Here is an 18620-nt window from a genome sequence, read left to right as displayed (position 1 = left end):
TTCAATCCTCAGATAAGTGACCGGGATAAACGTGCGCAGCCAACGCAGCGGCAGCGTGAAGGACGTCGGGTCTTAGCGGTGTTTAAGGGCGAAAAGTACGCCGTTCACCATGTACCACGTGTAATAGTAATAGATTTTTAACGGATTGTTTTTATAGATAATTCTTAATAATTCGAGGTGCCATTTTGCGGCTTTATTCTTGTTACGTGACAGCGAATCACCCAGCTCGTAATAGTTGACCAGCGTTTTCTGGATCACCCGGGCTTGCTTATAGCGGAGGAACAACTCATAGAGGAACAGGAAATCTTCGTGGCCTTTACGCTGGAAGAAGATCCCCTGCGGAGGACGGCGGAAACACACCGAAGAAAAGCAGACGCGATACTGCTTCTTCACGAAGTTTTCCTGTTGCAGGTAGGGTTTACTGTACAGAATGTCGTGGTCGGCACTTTTGGTTTTGTAGTGATAGTGCGTAATAACGAAATCATCTCCCGCGGCTATCGCTGCGGTTTGCTCGGCGAGTTTCTCCGCGTGCCATTCATCATCGCTGTCGAGAAACGCAATAATCTCTTCTTTCGCCGCGCGTAAGCCAACGTTACGTGTTTCTGCAGCGCCCAGATTGACTTCATTACTCAGGATCGTAATACGAGCATCGGTACAGTGTTCACGGACAAAGGCCAGCGAATCATCGGTGGACTGATCGTTGATCAGATAGAGATGCCAGTCTTTATAGGTCTGACTGACGATCGACTCAACCGCACGCAATACCGTTTTACGTGCGTTATACATCGGCATCACAATACCGACGGTGCCAACATGATTTGTCATTTGAATACCCGGAGTTTCAGGAACCAAAAAATTGCCCCCTATTGGGAGCAAGTGAAAGTCTAAAAAAATGAATCAGGAAACCGCGCGTCCACCCGAGAAACGGGATTTCACCTTATCAAGCAGTCGATTCATGAAATAAGCGCGATTGTCGCGATTCGTCAGGAAGAAATAGCGTGCAAAACTGAGACTCGCCAACAGCGAATTGCCATCCATCTTGTAGCGCAGCGGCAATTTAAACGCTTTGTAAGTGTGGATATCGCGCGTTGTCAGGTGTGGCTTCATGGTGTCCAGCCAGAAGAAGGAGTATTTGACCGATTCGCCTTTGTGTTTGGAACCAAATTTGGTCACCAGATGGTAAGTGGCCAAAGGCTTGTCAATCATCACGAACTCATAGCCCATACGGTCAGCGCGGATGCAGAAGTCGTAATCCTGGTGGCGAATGTAGCGCGCATCGAAAAGGATTTTTTCAGCATCTTCGCGTTTCAACACGATGGTGCTGGTCTGAATAAAGCCGTAGCAACCAAATAGATATTCGGCAACCGTTTCATTTTTTCCCGGCGGCTGCATCGGCATGACTTTAAGGTACTGACCATCCTGATGAATATTGACCTGGCTGAAAATCACATAATGCGATTTGCCCTGCGCCTCCAGTTTCACGATGGTGTCGTGTACGATCTGCAGCTTGTCGGCTTGCCATTCATCATCCGCATCCAGGAAGCTAATGAAATCGCCGGTAGCCAGCTCAATACCCTTATTACGTGCGCCAGCCCCGTTGAGTTTGATCTCAGACAGCTCTAGCTTGATATCCAGATCCTGATAACGCTCACTGCGCACCACTTGCGCCAGCTTGGCTGCATCAGCGGATTTGTCATCAACAATGATGACTTCAAAATTGCGATAGGTTTGCGCTTTAACGCAATCCAGCGTTGTGACAATTGATTCCGACGCGTTATAGGCGGGAATAACAATTGAGAAGCGAATGTCCTGCATTGCCAGCACCTCTTAAACAGCTGTTCCAGGTTCAACGGTAGCGCGGACAGCCCTCAGAAAGGAATCGGCTTTGTTCTGAAAAATCATGCCTTTATTTCTCTTTCTTATTGAGCTGCTGCGATCCATCACGGACTTTCCTAAGACTGTGCTGTGTGTATGTTCAAATTATGAAGAGGAAGAAAAAGGGGCGGATAATCCGCCCCAAAGTGTTAATTAACTTTTAGTTTCTTTGCCGTACTCGTAGTTGTAATAGTCGTAGCCATAACCATAGGCATTTGACGCTTTACGTACCACGGCGTTAAGGATGACGCCTTTGATCTCGATGCCGTTCTGCGCGAAGCGCTTGTAGCTGACATCCAGTTCTTTGGTGGTGTTGGTTTCGAAACGTGCCACCATCAACGACGTCCCCGCCAGCTTACCGATAATAGAAGCATCGGTGACCGCCAGAATGGGTGGTGTATCAATCAGCACCAGATCGTAGTTTTTACTCGCCCAATCCAGCAGTTCACTCATGCGACGATGCATCAGCAGCTCAGAAGGGTTCGGCGGCACCTGCCCACGTGGCAGGAAATCAAATCCGTATACGCCCTTCTGAATCATGCTCGGCGAAAACTCGCTCTTACCGGACAGCACGTTGGAGAGACCGGTTTTATTATCCGCGGCCAGCAGTTCGTGGGTATAACCACGACGCATATCGCCATCGATAAACAGCACACGCTGACCCGCTTTTGATACCAGGGTGGCAAGGTTGGCACAGATAAAGGTTTTACCAATGCCAGGACTTGCGCCCGTAATCATCAGGATGTTGTTCTTCGCTTCCATCATGGCGAAGTGCAGGCTGGTACGCAGGCTACGAATCGCTTCAATGGAGAGGTCAGTCGGATTACCCAGCGCCAACAGCGTATTGTGTGGGTCGCTTTTCTCTTTGTGAGCACGACGCGCCAAGGCTTCGGTGTCTTTTTTACGCTGCCATTCAGACAACGGCACACTGGCGTAGACATTCATGCCCAACTCTTCGAGCTGCTCTGGATTCTCGATACCGTGGTGGAACAGCGCTTTCAACAGCACCAAGCCAATCGACAACATCAAGCCCAGAATAAAGCTGGCTACGATGATCAGCAGCTTCTTCGGTGCCACTGGGCTACCCGCCGTTTCTGCATTGTCGATGATACGCACATCACCCACGGTACTGGCTTTGCTGATACCCAGTTCTTGCTGGCGGTTCAGCAACTGCATGTAGATTTCCTGGCCTGACTGGACATCACGTGTCAGACGCAGAATCTCTTGCTGGGTTTGCGGCATACCGGCAATTTTCTTGTTCAGTTTTGCCTGCTCATCTTCCAGCGTTTTACGTTTTTCCAGCAGCGCGCGGTACGTTGGATGGTCTTTGGTATAAAGCTGTGATACTTCCGCTTCTTTGAACGTCAATTCGTTCAGCTGGCTCTGCACACTGACGGAGGAGTCAAGCGCTGACTTCGCTTCCAGCGACATATCAACCGACTCGTTCTGGCGACGATAGGTATTCAGTTTGTCTTCAGCAGCATCCAGATCGCTTCGCACTTGCGGTAACTGAGTGCGTAAGAACTCAAGGCTCTTTTCAGCTTGCTCAGATTTGCGGTCGACGTTCTGCAACAGGTAGTTGTTAACAATCTGATTCAGGACGCGGCTGGCTTGTACCGGATCTTCATCCTGGAATTCCATACCCAGCACACCAGTGGTTTTACCTTTGTCCGCAACCGTTAGCGCACCCAGTACGTTTTTAATGGCCTGCAAGTCGCTCAGCTTGGTGACGTTGAAGCTGGTACCTTCATCAGCCTGGATGCCGCTTACCAGCATGGTCACTTCGCCGTGCTGCTCTAACTGACCTACGCGACCTTTAAACAACTCATCGCCATCACTGGTGACGGTGTAAGTTTGCGGCCCAGTAACTTCCAGCTGAACAGTACGCTTATCAATAGACTTTGGAATTTCTAAGCGCGAGATGGCGATTTCTGACGGCTTGTTCCCCATCAGGCGCGATAAACCTTTACCAATCACCGGGAAGTAGTTCTGCTGTACCACGGTATCCAGACCCAGGTCAGTTACCGTTTTGCCAATCACCATACGCGATTCAACGATCTGAATTTCAGTATCGGAAGCCGGTGTGGTAGGCAGCACATCTTGTAATTCATTCAGAACCGATGCGGTATTCTTCTGCTCCACCTGCACCATGGCATCGGCACTGTAAATCGGTGTTGCAAACAGTGTGTAGAGCGTTCCCACCAGCATAAAGAAGGCAGTAACGGCAACAATGATCCAGCGATGATCAATTAGCTGTCCCACAAGATGCGCCAGATCCCATCCACTCGAATCTTCTTTTGGCGCGGTCATAACCTTGTTTTTAATATTCATGGGTATTCCCAACTATCGGCTTAGTACGTTGACCCATTTCTGGGTAGCGTTTTCCAGTAACCCGTAGACCTCTTCGAAGGCCTCGCGACTTTTTTTGTACGGATCCGCAATTTCCTGCTGGTTGAGCCAGTGTCCAAGCAGCATGGTTTTTCCGCGAGCGGCTGGGTCGATGCGATTGACCTGCTCAACGTGACGCTTCTCCATCACCAGAATCAGGTCATAGTCACGGCACATACTGGCCGTTAACTGCTGTGCCTGATGTCCATCCAGCGATACGCCGTGTAATGCGGCAACATCGCTGGCAGTCTGATCCGCCGGGAACCCCTTCAGGGCACCGAGCCCTGCAGAAGCCACCCGGGTTTTAGGTAGCGCGCGCTGGAACAGACGTTCCCCAGTAGGGGAACGACAGATATTACCGACGCAGACAACTAACACGGACTTGATCATGCTGAAACCTTAGTCAGACCAGTTGCGGAAACGCAGTGCTGCGGAGCTTGCATCGTCGATACCCACGATGGTTGGCAGCAGCCCAGAAATCACACGGTTCCAACGGGTAATTGGGGTCGCGGTGACGTAAACGATGTCGTACGGCTCCAGTTGGAATTCGGTGCCCATCACCATGGATGCCGCATCTTTGGTGTTCAACTGATAGATGTTGGCAATCTTGGTACGATTGGCGCCGCGAATCGGACGGATAACGAACACACCGGTCGCGTCAGAGGTGGTTTGATCCATACCCTGCGCATTGCCCAGCGCTTCAGCCAGTGTCATGCCGCTGCGGTCCATTTTCAACGTGGCCTGCTGCTTCACTTCGCCCATGACAAAGACTTTCAGATCATCATTACGCGGAACGTAAAGAATATCGCCCGGATACAGCAGATGGTTCTGGCTCAGGTCGCCGTTTTGCATCAGCGCCTGGAGTGAAATGCGTTGTTCTTTACCTTGATGCGTCAGCACTACGTTACGCCAGTCGGCATCGGCCGCTAAACCACCCGCGGCGTTAACCGCATCCAGCACGGTCAGCGGTACGTTGGTAATAGCCTGCTGACCGGAGGTGGTGACCGAACCGGTTACGTAGGTTTTCTGCGAGCGGAATGCCGCAACGTTGACATCCACCTGCGGGCTTTCAATGAACTGCGCGAGGCGACGCGCAATCTCAGCGCGGATTTCTGTTACGGTGCGGCCTGCAACACGCACTTTACCGATATACGGGTAGAAAATAGTGCCATCGGCCTGTACCCAGTTACCGGTGTCACTGGCGCTACGATACTGGCCCGCAGGGGTGGTCAGCTCGGGGTGATCCCACACGGTGACGTTCAAGACATCGCCGATACCTACCCGGTATTCGTAGCTCTGAATTTCGGTTTGCAGCGCTGGATTAGCTTGTGCAACCAGTGGCTTAGCACGCATCTGTTCAACCAGACGTGGCGTCAGCGGGAAGACGTTTACGTATTTGTCGATGTCAAAGTTGCTATCCTGTTGCTCAATGACATCTTTTCCGCTAGTGGAAAGGTGCGAACCTGGTTCAATGGTGCACCCGGAGAGAAAAGTCGCGGATACCAGTAAAGGTATCAATTTAATTTTCATTATCATCTGATTCTTCGCTATCAGTTAATGATTGATAGAGGCGAAAACGCCGCTGTGTAGCGTCTTATAAAAAAATAAACGTGACGGGTTAAACACTGAAACTGTGGGTCATTATCATTTGCTCCCTTGGTTTTATGTTGTCACCGTGCCCTTGGACGACATCAATAAAAAGGGGAGTCAATAACCTCTCGGCCCATCCCCACTCTATTCATGCTCGATAATGGCAGTTATCAGTTAAGGCACTCCCAGCACCGGCATTTTCAGGCGGGGATAATGACTTCGTCCCCTGCCCTAGGTTCTATCAATAAGCGCCGTCGCGTTTCAGTACGACACCCACCGTCTTAAACAAGATCGCGATGTCATTCCAAAGCGACCAGTTTTTGACATACCACGAATCGAAATAGACGCGCGTTTCATAATCCACGTCGTTACGACCGCTCACCTGCCACAATCCCGTCATACCTGGCTTCGCCATCAGGTAATAATCAACATCACCGGCATAACGGCAGAGTTCATCTTCAATCACCGGACGTGGACCCACCAGGCTCATGTCACCTCGGACTACGTTCCACAGCTGCGGCAGTTCGTCCAGGCTGGTTTTACGGATAAAGTGACCCACTTTGGTAATACGTGGGTCATTCTTCAGTTTGAAGTCTTTATCCCACTCGGCGCGCGCGACCGGATCCGTTCGCAGCACCTCTTCCAGCACCTCTTTCGAGTTGATGACCATCGAGCGGAATTTCAGGCATTTGAACTTACGTCCATTCATACCCACGCGTTCGTGACCATAGATTGGCGGGCCACCATCGCGTCCGACCATAAAGCCGAGCACCAACAGCGCAGGAGACAACGCGATAATGATGCCGAGTGCGCCAACAATATCGAAAGCACGTTTCAGGAAGCGTGAGGTGCGTTTCGCCAGATTGTTGTTCACGCGTAGAATCATCACTTCATGGCTAAAGATGTAGGCCATGTCGGTGCCGTAGAGCGGCACTCCACGCAAGGTGGGGATGACTGAAACCGAACGACAGTTATGCATGGCTAACATTTTCAGCCAATTGTCACGGTGCTGACTTTGCTCAAACTCCACCGCCACGATGAACTGGGTTTCACTGTTGGTCAGCTGCCACAGCTCTTGTTCGTTGTGCAGCACCGGCACGCCAGAGATGCTGGCCTGCGGGCAGCTCCCATCCACATCAAAAAAGGCAATGACATCAAATCCCATGACCTCTTCACTCTGCAGCGCCTGCCAGGCTTCCTGGGCATTTCGGTTGCTGCCGATGATGATGGTTTGTTTTTTCCACATACCGAAATGATTCAGTACGCGTTTAGAAATCGCACGTGCAACGGGAATCAGAATCAACGCCAGAATCCACGTCATCACCCAAACAAAACGCGACATCTGCCATTGCGATAACGCTGAAATTGACAAATCAATGACAGAAAAAATAAGAATGGTACGAAAGATTTCTTTCAGCTCGAACCAGAAAGGCTTGCGATAGGTATAATGACGCAGGCGAACCCAGAACCAGCCTGTACAAATAATCGAAAGGCAGACATGAGTGGCGATTTTTAAATTCAGGTATTTTTCAGAAATATCTGCCAGTGGAGAATCTGTGAACGAATTAATCAGCGCCAGAGCAATAAACAATGCCGCGTTGAAACAAATTAAATCCGAGCACGCCAGTAGAATTTTTGTGAGAAGACTTTTATATGTAATTTCTTTATCGCGCATATTTAACTCTTTTATTTTATTTCCTTAATCCCTAACGCCTCAAGCCTGTGTAATAAACGAGCGATATATCCACTGCAATTGGTGAGGCAATCTGCGGCGATCTTTCAGGTTCTACGCCAATTCGCTCTTTAGTAAAGCCAAAGAATTGTCATAAACACCAACAGATTAGTCTGACTTCCCTTGCCACCATCCCAGACCTGTTTAAACAAAGAAACGCACTTCAGGAACGCTACCGCCCTTGGCTGTCGCTGCCAATACCGCTATACACATCTAATTTCATCGCAAGCAGTGAGATTATTCTTAGCCCATGACGGACCTATCTCGTGCTCGATCACAATTCACAACATTAAGAAGCTAAACAGCGCGCTAATAACATCGTTGGTGCAGATATTTACTAACACGTTGCTATACTAGTTATTACTGGCTTGTTTACAAGTAGGCCCCGTGTTCCCTGCACTATTTTAGGAAAAAGACTACCAGTCAAAAGTATTGATACCATCCCTTTCGGCCCATTCCTGCTTCAAATTCAGATTAATTCGATACTCACCTTCAGAGCCGTTCGCATTAAAAACGTACGCTTACCCGTGAAGATAAGAATAAATAGTGATAATCGTATTACTGGGAAGTTTATCCATACATTCTTCTGCTAGACGAAAGCTAACCACTCAGAATAAGCCTAAAGCTTGAAATCCTGTGGCAGGATGGGGGCTGACGTCTATTTGTACCTTGAGTGTCGATTAACTATCATCAGACAAAACGCATTTTCAGACATTCAGGTGATGAAAGCATGATGGAGTGGATCCTTGATCCGTCGCTCTGGGCAGGATTAGTCACGCTAATCGTTCTCGAGCTGGTGTTGGGTATTGATAACCTGGTTTTTATTGCCATTCTGGTTGAAAAATTACCCACGACGGTGCGCGACCGTGCCCGTGTGATTGGGTTACTGCTAGCGTTAGTTCTGCGGCTGGTGTTGCTGGCATCACTCTCTTGGCTGGTGACACTCACACAACCCCTGTTTACGCTCTGGCAACACAACTTCAGTGCGCGCGACCTGCTGCTGTTCTGCGGTGGCCTGTTCCTTCTTTATAAAGCCACGACCGAGCTGAACAGCCGGCTTGAAGGCGGTGATGAAGAGAGTGGTCAAAATAAGAACGGTGCTAAATTCTGGCCAGTGGTGGCGCAAATCGTGGTGCTGGATGCCATCTTCTCGCTGGATGCGGTGATTACCGCGGTCGGGATGGTGAATGAACTGCCGGTGATGATGGCCGCCGTCACGATTGCCATACTGCTGATGCTGCTCGCCAGTAAACCCTTGACGCGATTTGTGAACAGTCACCCCACCATTGTGATTCTGTGCCTGAGCTTCCTGCTGATGATTGGTTTCAGCCTGGTGGCAGAAGGGTTAGGCTTTATCATCCCTAAAGGCTATCTCTACGCGGCAATCGGCTTCTCAATTCTAATAGAGATGTTTAATCAACTCGCGCTATTTAACCGCCGTCGCTTTCTTTCTGCAGGGCGCCCGCTGCGTCAGCGTACCTCCGAAGCCGTGCTGCGCATTCTGCGTGGCGAAGCCCAACGCGCAGAACTGGATGCCGACACCGCCTCTCTACTCAGTGATAACGATGAAGGTGCCCTGTTTAATCGTCAGGAGCGCCGTATGATTGCGCGCGTACTGGGATTAGGCCAGCGCCATATCAGCAGCATCATGACCTCACGTCACGATATTGAGCATATTGATCTCAGTGAAGATCCCGCGACAATCATGGCAAAACTCGATAGCAATCAACATACGCGCATTTTGGTGACTGAACATGGACAAGACCCGCTCGGCGTGGTGCATGTGATCGATCTGCTGCATCAGTCGCTGCACAGCCATTCACTGGATTTACGTTCGCTGATTCGCCAGCCGCTGATTTTCCCAGAGCGACTCACGCTCCTACAAGCCTTGGAGCAGTTTCGTCACGCTCGCACGCATTTCGCCTTTGTGGTGGATGAGTTCGGGTCGGTTGAAGGCGTGGTGACCTTGAGCGATCTCATGGAGACCATTGCCGGCAATCTGCCGAATGAAGGGGAAGAAATTGATGCACGCTATGACATTCAACCCCTGCCACATGGGGGGTGGCTGGCAAATGGTCACATTCCACTGGAAGATTTAGCCGCCTATGTACGCTTGCCGCTGGATGAAAAGCGCAATTATCACACGCTGGCAGGACTGCTGATGGATAGCCTGCAACACGTGCCGGAAGTGGGTGAAGAGCTGCAGGTTGGCGATTATTTATTGCGCACGCTTCAGGTTGAGCATCATCGAGTACAGAAGGTAGAGATTGTACCCACGTCAGACATCGCACAATAAATTGCGCCGCTACAATACGGGTAGCGGCGTGCTATTTATGGCTTTTTCGCTGGCTGCTGACGATCAAGCCACTCGTTCAGCCGTGATTTAGCCTCACTCTGCAATTGCTGGCGGACAACGTCGTCAACGGGCAGAGAATATTGAAGATTGTTCCAGCCACCGTACATGCGCAGTGGAATCGTTTGGTTGTTGAGCACGCCAGCCAGTTTGTCATCCCCTTGCCAACCACGCAGCATCATGTTGATGGTGACGTCGAGCTGTTGGTTGACCATATCCACACTGCCCTTGGTCTGCACCGCCAACCGACTGCTGCCACCCTGCAAATCGGGAAGGCTGATTTTACCTTGGTTAAGACTGATACGACCGCTCAGTTGCTGAATGCCTTGGTCGTCCGGTTCATCATTGGTCACGCGGTTACTGACGCGCGCCACGGCGCGCCGCACCATCTGTTGCAGATTCAATTGTGCCAACTGCAAGTTGGTGGCTTCCAGTTCAGCCTCGCCCTGCCAGTTTTGCTTGGCCTCAGCCACACTTAAACCCGCTCCGCTGAGTTCGCCTTTTAATGAAACCGTGCCTTGCAGACTCTCGGGGAGTTCGAGCGCTTTCAGCAGAGGTGCAATGGCGATGTTTTCAATCTCCGGCTGGAGTGCTACCTGCGTAACCGGTTGGCGGATGTCCACCGAACCTGGGATAGAGAAATGCCCATCGCCCATTCTGCCCTGCAATTTATTCAGCGTCATCAGACCTTCCTGATTGCTGGCATCAATTTGCAGATTGCTGAGCGTCAGGCCGCGCCATACGCTGTTATCAGCGTTCAGGTTCAGCGTCAGATCCATCAGATTAAGGGGAGAGTCTGCATTCTCTCGTGACCGAGGCTCGGCGATAACCGGCGTGCGCGTCACACTCGCATGTTGTGCGGTGCTGTTATCACTGGCAGGCGCGCTGGCCATCAGATTATCGAGATTCAGCGTGGTGGCATGCAATGACAGATTGAGTTGCTGTGGCAGCGTTAAACGCCCTTCCGCGCTGCCATCCAGCGTGCTGTCGTTAGCCGTCAACTGCACCTTTTGCAGAGAGAATTGCTGCTTATCTGCGTTCCATTCTCCCTGTCCGCTCAATGCGCCCTTGATACCCTGCGGGGGCAGGTTGGCGCCATCCAGCGTGTAATCCATTTCATCCACTTGCCCCACCAGCCGATGCGGGTATTGCGCCACATTCATCTGGCCCTTGAGATTGACGCTAATATTGCGCTGATTGCGCGAAAGGCGTGTCGCGAGCTCAATAGTGGCGTTTTTGCTGGCATCCTGGTCGAGGGAGAGATTTAAATTACGGAAATTGTACTCTTCACCGCCTGCTTGTTGCCAAATCAGCAAGCTATCAGCGAGGCGTAGTTTGCCGATATCGAATGACCAGCCTTTACTTGTACTGCTGACAGGTTCGGCATCACTGGGTCCAACCGGTGAGCCACTGATTTTTTGTGCAGCGCTATCCGGCGTGGCACGGATCACTGCGTTTTTGAGCATCACCTGACTGACACTCAGCTGATGGGACAGCAGTGGCCACAGATTGACATCAAGACGCATGTTCTCCGCGGTGACCATGGGTTGACTGGCACCCGGTGCCGTCAGGCTCATACGGCCGGCGAGGATGCTGAGCTGCGGCCAGACGTGCCAGCGCAGGTCGCCACTCACATCAAGCTGATAACCGCTGCGCTGTTCTACCTGCTGTACCATATAGGTACGAAAGTCGTTGGGATTGACCAGCAACACCAGTGCCGTCATACCCGCTACGACCACCACCAATAGAATGGCCAGCGTTGTTATCACTCTTCTCATAATCCCTCATCACCTTGTTACTTCAAGCTACAGCGGCGTTGGCTGCGCTCATTCACCCCAGTCACTGACTTGTGTAAGCTCCAGAGATTCACTCTCATGCCGCCTTGCTGCATCTCGAATTAACAAAGCGAATATCAATCTTTATCGATGCGGCTCGCGTCAGCGCCCTGCTGCCCACGATATTTGGCATCCTCACGGCGATTGTAAGGCCGAGCTGCCGGGCCAGACAGTGGCTCAAAGCTTAACGCACCGATCAACATGCCCGGACGTAACGCTAACGGCAGCTTACCGGAATTGTAGAACTCCAACACAATGCGCCCTTGCCAGCCGGGATCGATACGGTGCGCGGTCACATGCACCATCAAACCCAAACGTGCCAGCGAAGAGCGGCCATCTAACCAGCCCACTAAATCATCCGGAATGGTAACGGACTCCAGCGTCACGGCCAGTGCGAGTTCACCAGGATGGAGGAAGAAGGCTTCTCCTTCTGGCAGCACGATTTCGTCGCTCATGACGCGATCCAATGCCGCACTGACTTCGTGTTTTGGACCACTTAAATCAATAAAAGGTGCGGTGTGGCCGCTAAAGGTACGGAACTGATTACCCAAGCGCACATCCACGGTGGCGCCATTGATACGTTCGACCGGCGGACGGGGTTCAATCGCCAACTTACCGTTGTCGAGCCAAGCTTCAATATCGCGATCGCATAATCTCATCGCTGGTACTCCATGATTTAAGTGTAGCGAAAGGTCACCACTGTTGTGACAACCTCAGCGCGTCACGTCCATCCGGACGCGTTCTGTTCAAAGATATTGGTTGATTTTGGCCTTGAGGATATCAATCGCAATACGGTTTTTTCCGCCGCGCGGCACAATGATGTCGGCGTACTGCTTTGAAGGCTCGATAAATTGCAGAAACATCGGACGTACCGTTTTCTGATACTGGCTCATCACAGAATCCATTGAACGGCCGCGCTCATTTACATCACGCTTCATGCGGCGCATCAGGCAGATATCCAGCGGGGTATCAACGAAAATGGAGAAATTCATCTCCTGACGAAGACGCGCATCCGTCAATAACAGGATGCCTTCCAGAATAATGACTTTCTTAGGCTTCAGATGAATGCAGTCAGTGGTGCGGGTGTGTTCGACATAACTATAGACAGGCAGTTCGATATCCTGGCCCGCCTTCAGCGCACGGAGGTGCTGCAACAGCAAATCGTGGTCCATCGCGCTGGGATGGTCATAGTTGGTTTTCACCCTCTCTTCCATGGTGAGGTGGCTCTGATCTTTATAGTAGGCATCTTCGGGGATCACACCGATATGCTCGTCACCGACCTGGTCACGGATTTCACGATAGAGCGTGCTGGCAATAAGACTTTTTCCGGATGCGGATGCACCTGCAATGCCAACGATCACGCACTGATGAGACTTGTCAGTCATACTTTTTTAAGACCTGATAACTGGAGCCAATTGAAGCAGAAAACTGCAATAGGCCGATTGAGAGGGTTAGTTGGCGGCAATTATAGGTATTTCACCGGTTTGATTCCAGTGAAATGGGCCAGCGGCTTTTCAGATTATCCCCTTTTGCAGCCAGACGCTTAATCGATACACTGTTGATCTGCCCTTGTTGTGTGCAACACGGGCTGACTCAATAAAACCCAAGGAAAAATATGAGTTGGATAACCCTGACCTATTTTGGTGACAGCATGTTGCTGATCCCGACCGCAGTGATCATCGCGTTGGTATTGCCGTGGAAAAGCGACAATCGCCACACCGTCTGGTATTGGCTGCTGGCTTTTGGCCTGGCAGGCCTGTTCGTCAGCATCTCCAAAATTCTGTTTCTCGGCTTTGGCATTGGCAGCGCCAGATTTAACTTCACCGGCTTCAGCGGCCACAGTGCGATGTCGGCCACCCTCTGGCCGGTGATGATGTGGCTGGTGTCAGGCCGCTTCCCCGCTTTCTGGCGTAACCTTACCATTGGCATCGGCTATCTCATTCCGATGATGGTCGGCCTGTCACGTCTGGTGATTCACGCACACTCCGTCAGCGAAGTGATCGCGGGGTTGATGCTGGGCTTCACCCTCAGCAGTGCTTTCCTGGTGACGCAACGCCGCACCGCGTTGAAAGGCTTTAGCCTGGCACAAGTGTGTGTCGCGCTGTTAGTCCCGGTCGTCTTGCTGGGACACGGCCGCGTTGCCACCACGCAGCAATTCCTGGAACGTTTTTCGGCCAATCTCGCCGGGCTGGAAAAGCCTTATACGCGCGCAGACCTGTTTCGCCCCTAGGACTTTTGCCTCCAGTCGACAATAGATTTCTGCGCAGACATCTTATTGAGATGTGCTAGCATGCAAAGCAGAGAATGATTGGCGCATTTTTCGTCGTGTAACGGATGCGCGCTGCTGGATTCGTGCATGACCCTTGAGATATTGACCTCACAGGATAGATCACAAAGAAAATGGCTGAACGCCCTGTTGCTGGGGGCTCTGGCCTTTTTGTTGACGTTGTTTTGCCTGGAACTGATCGTCGTTAGCGGGCGTATTTCCCCGCTCTGGTATTCCACTGCTCTGATGACAGTGGTGGTATTTCGCGCGCCCTCAAAACACGTGCCTTTACTGCTTATTAGCTGTGTTGTGGGCACCGCATTAGCCAATCTGATTGTCATTGGCCCGGCATTGAGTAATGTCAAATTCGCCATCTTAAATATGGTGCAAGCCATTCTTGGCGGTTTGATGTTGCGCGCCCTTCTGCGTCGCCATGCTCCTCTGAACTCACTGCTCGACTGGGTACGTTTTGCCGTCTGCGCAGGCTTGATAGCTCCGCTGCTGGGTGGCGTGGTGGCCGTGTGGATGTTGCATGTTGGTCACCGTGCGTCCCTGCCCTTCTTCTCTACTTGGGTTATCTCTGAAGTCATTGGCGTGCTGGCCTTTGGCCCGGTGTTATTACTGTGGCCTAACAAGCCGCTGCGCCAGCTGATTGCCCCCGGCCGTCAACTGGAAACGTTACTGACGCTGGTCGCCACGCTGCTCGCCAGCTATTTATCACTCCGTTTTCTGCCTTGGCCCTTTACCTTTATCGTGGTCATCCTGTTCTGGTGTGCGGTATGGCTGCCAAAATTCGAAGCCTTCCTGCTGTTCTTCCTGAACGCCAGTTTCATCTCCATTTTGCTGGCCTTTAACTGGATTAAGCTGCCACAAACCAGTTCACTGCTGGGTCAGGTCACCACCTGGTTGCCTTTTCTGTTGGTGTTAATTCCCAGCCATATAATGGCGCTGGTGATGGATGCGTTTCAACGCGAGAAACACCATATCAGCGAGAGTGAAACCCGCTTTCGTAACGCCATGGAGTACTCCGCTATTGGTATGGCCTTGGTCTCTCCGAATGGCGGCTGGCAGCAGGTAAATCAGTCGCTCTGCCATACACTTGGCTATCCGGCAGATGAACTGAAAAAAATGACATTCCAACAGATCACCCATCCTGACGATCTCAACAGCGATCTACAGCAACTGGAACGACTGGTGGCGGGTGAAATCATGACTTACACCATGGAAAAACGTTATTTCCGCAAGGATGGTGAAATTGTGTGGGCGCGTCTGACGGTTTCCATGGTGCGTGATGCTCAACTTCAGCCGCTCTATTTCATCGCCCAGATTGTCGACATTTCGGAACTGAAGCAGAGCGAGCAGGTTAACCGCCGTCTGATGGAGCGCATCACGCTGGCGAACGAGGCGGGCGGAATCGGCGTGTGGGAATGGAACCTGCTGACCGGTGAGATGCTGTGGGATAAACGCATGTACGAGCTGTTCGCCCTCGCCCCACATCAGGAACCCACCTATGATGTGTGGCTGCATCTGTTGGATCCCGCAGAACGTGAACCTGCCGCACTGACCATCCAACAAGCGATTGAACGTCGCAGCGCTTTCCATTTGGAATACCGTATTAACCTGCCGACGGGTGCGCGCTTTGTGCGTACGGAAGCCAACCGCATTCTCAGCCAGGATGGGCAGATCGAGCGCATGCTCGGGATTTGTCAGGACATTACCCCGCTACGTGCGCTGAACGAAGCCTTGTTCCAGGAAAAAGAGCGTATGGCGATCACCCTCGATTCCATCGGGGAAGCGGTAATCAGTACCGATGATGAAATGCGCGTGACTTTTATGAACCCGGTGGCTGAAACGCTGAGCGGCTGGACACAGAGTAAAGCGGCAGGCGTCCCGATCACCGAGCTGTTGAATATTACCCGTGGTGCTAAGGGGCCGCGCGTTGAGAATCTGTTGCTCTGTACATTGCCTGATGAAAAAACCTCTCCCGATCTGGAAGCCGAGCTGGTGCTGCACACACCGGAAGGCACCCAAGTTGAAATTCATTACAGCATTACGCCGTTGAAAACGTTGATGGGTGCCAGTATTGGTGCAGTAATGGTCATTCAGGATGTCAGTGAGTCACGTAAAATGATCAAGCGCCTGAGCTACAGTGCCTCACACGATATGCTGACGCGTCTGCCCAATCGCCACAGCTTCGAGCAGCAGCTAAAACGGCTCGTGAATGATGCCGCAGCCAATAGAACCCAGCACGTGTTGGTGTTTATCGATCTGGACAAGTTCAAAGCGGTTAATGACTCCGCAGGCCACGCTGCAGGCGATGCGTTACTGCGTGAACTGGCGGATCTGATGCAAAAACATCTGCGCAGCAGCGATTTGCTGGCACGCCTCGGCGGAGATGAATTTGGCGTCCTGCTACCGAATAGCGATGTCGATCAGGTGCGCGACGTGGTGCAACGCATTGTGATGGCAGTTAATGACTATACCTTTGTTTGGCAGGATCAGCCTTATCACGTCGGCGCCAGCGCCGGTATCACCCAGATTGATCGGCACAACTGCATCAGTAACGTCGTGATGTCTCAGGCAGATGTTGCCTGCTACAGCGCGAAACACGCGGGGCGTGGTCAATATCACGTTTACCAGGAAGTCCAAATGTAATCACCGACTGCTTATTGCCAGCCCGCGCTGGCTGCGCTAAAGTCGCCCCCTTTTTTCTGGCATGGGGGATCATTATGTTTATCGGGTTTGATTATGGCACGGCCAACTGTTCTATCGCAGTGAGTGAGAACGGCACACCGCGCCTGCTGACACTGGAGAAAGGTCAGCGCCTGCTTCCCTCCATGATCTGCGCGCCAACGCGCGAAGCGATCAGCGAATGGCTGCATCGTCATCATCAGGTTCCAACGCCGGACAGTGAAGGTACTGCGCTGCTGCAGCGTGCCCTACGCTATAACCGTGAAGAAGACATTGAAGTCACGCCTGGCAGCGTACAATTCGGTCTTACCGCGCTGCAACAATACATGGTTGATCCGGAAGACGTGTGGTTCGTGAAATCACCGAAATCCTTTCTTGGCGCCAACGGCCTGAAGCCACAGCAAATTGCTTTCTTTGAAGATCTGGTGTGCGCCATGATGCTGCATATCCGTCAGCAGGGTGAAACCCAACTTGACCGCCCGATTGATCAAGCCGTGATTGGACGCCCGATTAACTTCCAGGGATTGGGTGGTGAGGATGCTAACCAGCAGGCGCAGGGTATCCTGCTGCGTGCAGCCAAGCGCGCGGGTTTTCGTGACGTTGAGTTCCAGTTCGAGCCCGTAGCCGCAGGACTGGACTTCGAAGCCACGCTGGATAAAGAGACGCGCGTGCTGGTGGTCGATATCGGCGGTGGTACAACCGACTGTTCGATGCTGCTGATGGGACCGGAATGGCGCAACAAAACCGATCGCCGTGAGAGCCTGCTAGGCCACAGCGGCTGCCGCGTAGGCGGCAACGATCTGGATATTATTCTGGCGTTCAAAACCTTGATGCCACTGCTCGGCCTTGGCGGCAACACGCAGAAAGGCACCGCCCTGCCAGCACTGCCATGGTGGAATGCGGTCGCCATCAACGATGTTCCTGCACAAAGCGACTTCTACTCAGCGGCAAGCGGCAAACTGCTGCGCGATTTGATTCGCGATGCCGAGGAAGGAGATAAAGTCGCGCATTTGCTGAAAGTGTGGCAGCAGAAGCTCAGCTACCGCCTGGTTCGCGCAGCGGAAGAGAGCAAAATCGCGCTGTCCGAGCTGAACCAGACCGACGCTTCGCTGGCATTTATCGCCCAGTCATTGCAAGCCGACATCAGCGCCACGCAGTTGGAAGAAGCCATCAACCAGCCGCTGGAACGTATTCTCGAACAGGTCCATCTGGCGCTTGCAACGTGCGAGACCAAACCTGAGGTGATTTACCTGACCGGTGGTAGTGCGCGCTCACCTGTGCTGCGCGCGGCGTTGCAGCAGGCGCTGCCCGATACCCCAATTGCAGGTGGTGATGACTTCGGCTCAGTAACCGCCGGTCTGGCGCGTTGGGCCGAGGTGATGTTCCGTTAACAGGGTTGGCTGCGTGATTCATCGTGTTTAGCTAAAGCAGCTGTATCGCTCACTGACGCGCAATGAACTGCGTCGTAATGTTGAATGACCTGCAAAAAAATATAGTCGCAATGCTTGTTAGTTAAGCATCTGATGATAACTCAGCCTGGTGCCGCTCAGGGTCTGGCGGTACAGGTGATAACGCAGTCTGGTGCCGCTCTGGGGCTGGCGGTACAGGTGATAACGCAGTCTGGTGCCGCTCTGGGGCTGGCGGTACAGGTGATAACGCAGTCTGGTGCCGCTCTGGGGCTGGCGGTACAGGTGATAACGCAGTCTGGTGCCGCTCTGGGGCTGGCGGTACAGGTGATAACGCAGTCTGGTGCCGCTCTGGGGCTGGCGGTACAGGTGATAACGCAGTCTGGTGCCGCTCTGGGGCTGGCGGTACAGGTGATAACGCAGTCTGGTGCCGCTCTGGGGCTGGCGGTACAGGTGATAACGCAGTCTGGTGCCGCTCTGGGGC

At 52.2% G+C, this 18620-nt stretch carries 14 protein-coding genes; 5 read left to right on the top strand and 9 right to left on the bottom strand.

Translation table 11 applies throughout. The annotated features are described in order from the left end of the window. Positions 1-72: 72 nt before the first annotated feature. From F3J38_RS26585 to wbaP, 6 genes are all read right to left on the bottom strand, one after another. Complete coding sequence (locus tag F3J38_RS26585; RefSeq protein WP_167144202.1) at positions 73-825, bottom strand: glycosyltransferase family 2 protein; 753 nt, start codon at positions 823-825, stop codon at positions 73-75. A 72-nt stretch (positions 826-897) separates the two neighbouring features. Then, complete coding sequence (locus F3J38_RS26580) at positions 898-1815, bottom strand: glycosyltransferase family 2 protein (protein WP_167144200.1); 918 nt, start codon at positions 1813-1815, stop codon at positions 898-900. 213 nt (positions 1816-2028) lie between these two features. After that, complete coding sequence (wzc, locus tag F3J38_RS26575; RefSeq protein WP_167144198.1) at positions 2029-4206, bottom strand: tyrosine-protein kinase Wzc; 2178 nt, start codon at positions 4204-4206, stop codon at positions 2029-2031. Positions 4207-4218: 12 nt separating this feature from the next. Then, complete coding sequence (locus tag F3J38_RS26570; RefSeq protein WP_167144196.1) at positions 4219-4653, bottom strand: arsenate reductase/protein-tyrosine-phosphatase family protein; 435 nt, start codon at positions 4651-4653, stop codon at positions 4219-4221. Positions 4654-4662: 9 nt separating this feature from the next. Beyond that, positions 4663-5793, bottom strand: a complete 1131-nt coding sequence (locus F3J38_RS26565) for a polysaccharide export protein (RefSeq protein ID WP_167144194.1) — start codon at positions 5791-5793, stop codon at positions 4663-4665. A 301-nt stretch (positions 5794-6094) separates the two neighbouring features. Next, complete coding sequence (gene wbaP, locus F3J38_RS26560; RefSeq protein WP_167144192.1) at positions 6095-7528, bottom strand: undecaprenyl-phosphate galactose phosphotransferase WbaP; 1434 nt, start codon at positions 7526-7528, stop codon at positions 6095-6097. A 787-nt stretch (positions 7529-8315) separates the two neighbouring features. Between wbaP and F3J38_RS26555 the strand changes: the two genes are divergently transcribed. Continuing rightward, positions 8316-9881: a TerC family protein gene (locus F3J38_RS26555; RefSeq protein ID WP_167144190.1), complete on the top strand. Its 1566-nt coding sequence runs from the start codon at positions 8316-8318 to the stop codon at positions 9879-9881. 35 nt (positions 9882-9916) lie between these two features. Here the strand turns inward: F3J38_RS26555 and asmA are convergent, their stop codons facing one another. From asmA to udk, 3 genes are all read right to left on the bottom strand, one after another. Beyond that, positions 9917-11716, bottom strand: a complete 1800-nt coding sequence (gene asmA, locus F3J38_RS26550; RefSeq protein ID WP_167144188.1) for an outer membrane assembly protein AsmA — start codon at positions 11714-11716, stop codon at positions 9917-9919. Between the two features lie 134 nt (positions 11717-11850). Further along, the gene (gene dcd / locus F3J38_RS26545) at positions 11851-12432 is read right to left on the bottom strand and encodes a dCTP deaminase (RefSeq protein WP_084935026.1); all 582 of its coding nucleotides are present in this window, start codon (positions 12430-12432) and stop codon (positions 11851-11853) included. Between the two features lie 87 nt (positions 12433-12519). After that, positions 12520-13158, bottom strand: coding sequence for a uridine kinase (gene udk / locus F3J38_RS26540; protein ID WP_100701000.1), 639 nt, complete (start codon positions 13156-13158; stop codon positions 12520-12522). Positions 13159-13388: 230 nt separating this feature from the next. Here udk and F3J38_RS26535 point away from each other — a divergent pair, with 230 nt between their 5' ends. The 4 genes from F3J38_RS26535 to F3J38_RS26520 form a co-directional block, all read left to right on the top strand. After that, positions 13389-14003 (top strand): phosphatase PAP2 family protein, encoded by a 615-nt coding sequence (locus tag F3J38_RS26535; protein ID WP_167144186.1) that lies wholly within the window; start codon positions 13389-13391, stop codon positions 14001-14003. Between the two features lie 126 nt (positions 14004-14129). Further along, a complete protein-coding gene (locus F3J38_RS26530) occupies positions 14130-16694 on the top strand; it encodes a diguanylate cyclase (protein WP_167144184.1) in 2565 nt (854 codons plus the stop codon). A 74-nt stretch (positions 16695-16768) separates the two neighbouring features. After that, entirely contained in the window at positions 16769-18121 is a 1353-nt protein-coding gene (gene yegD / locus F3J38_RS26525) for a molecular chaperone (protein ID WP_167144183.1), read from the top strand. Positions 18122-18253: 132 nt separating this feature from the next. Next, on the top strand, positions 18254-18620 hold a 367-nt coding region (locus F3J38_RS26520), incomplete at its 3' end, for a hypothetical protein (protein ID WP_370661744.1).

It is taken from the genome of Candidatus Pantoea formicae, from assembly GCF_011752625.1.
GTDB lineage: Bacteria > Pseudomonadota > Gammaproteobacteria > Enterobacterales > Enterobacteriaceae > Pantoea > Pantoea formicae.
Note: the sequence above shows the minus strand (reverse complement) of the source record. Positions and strands in the feature narration are given on the sequence as shown.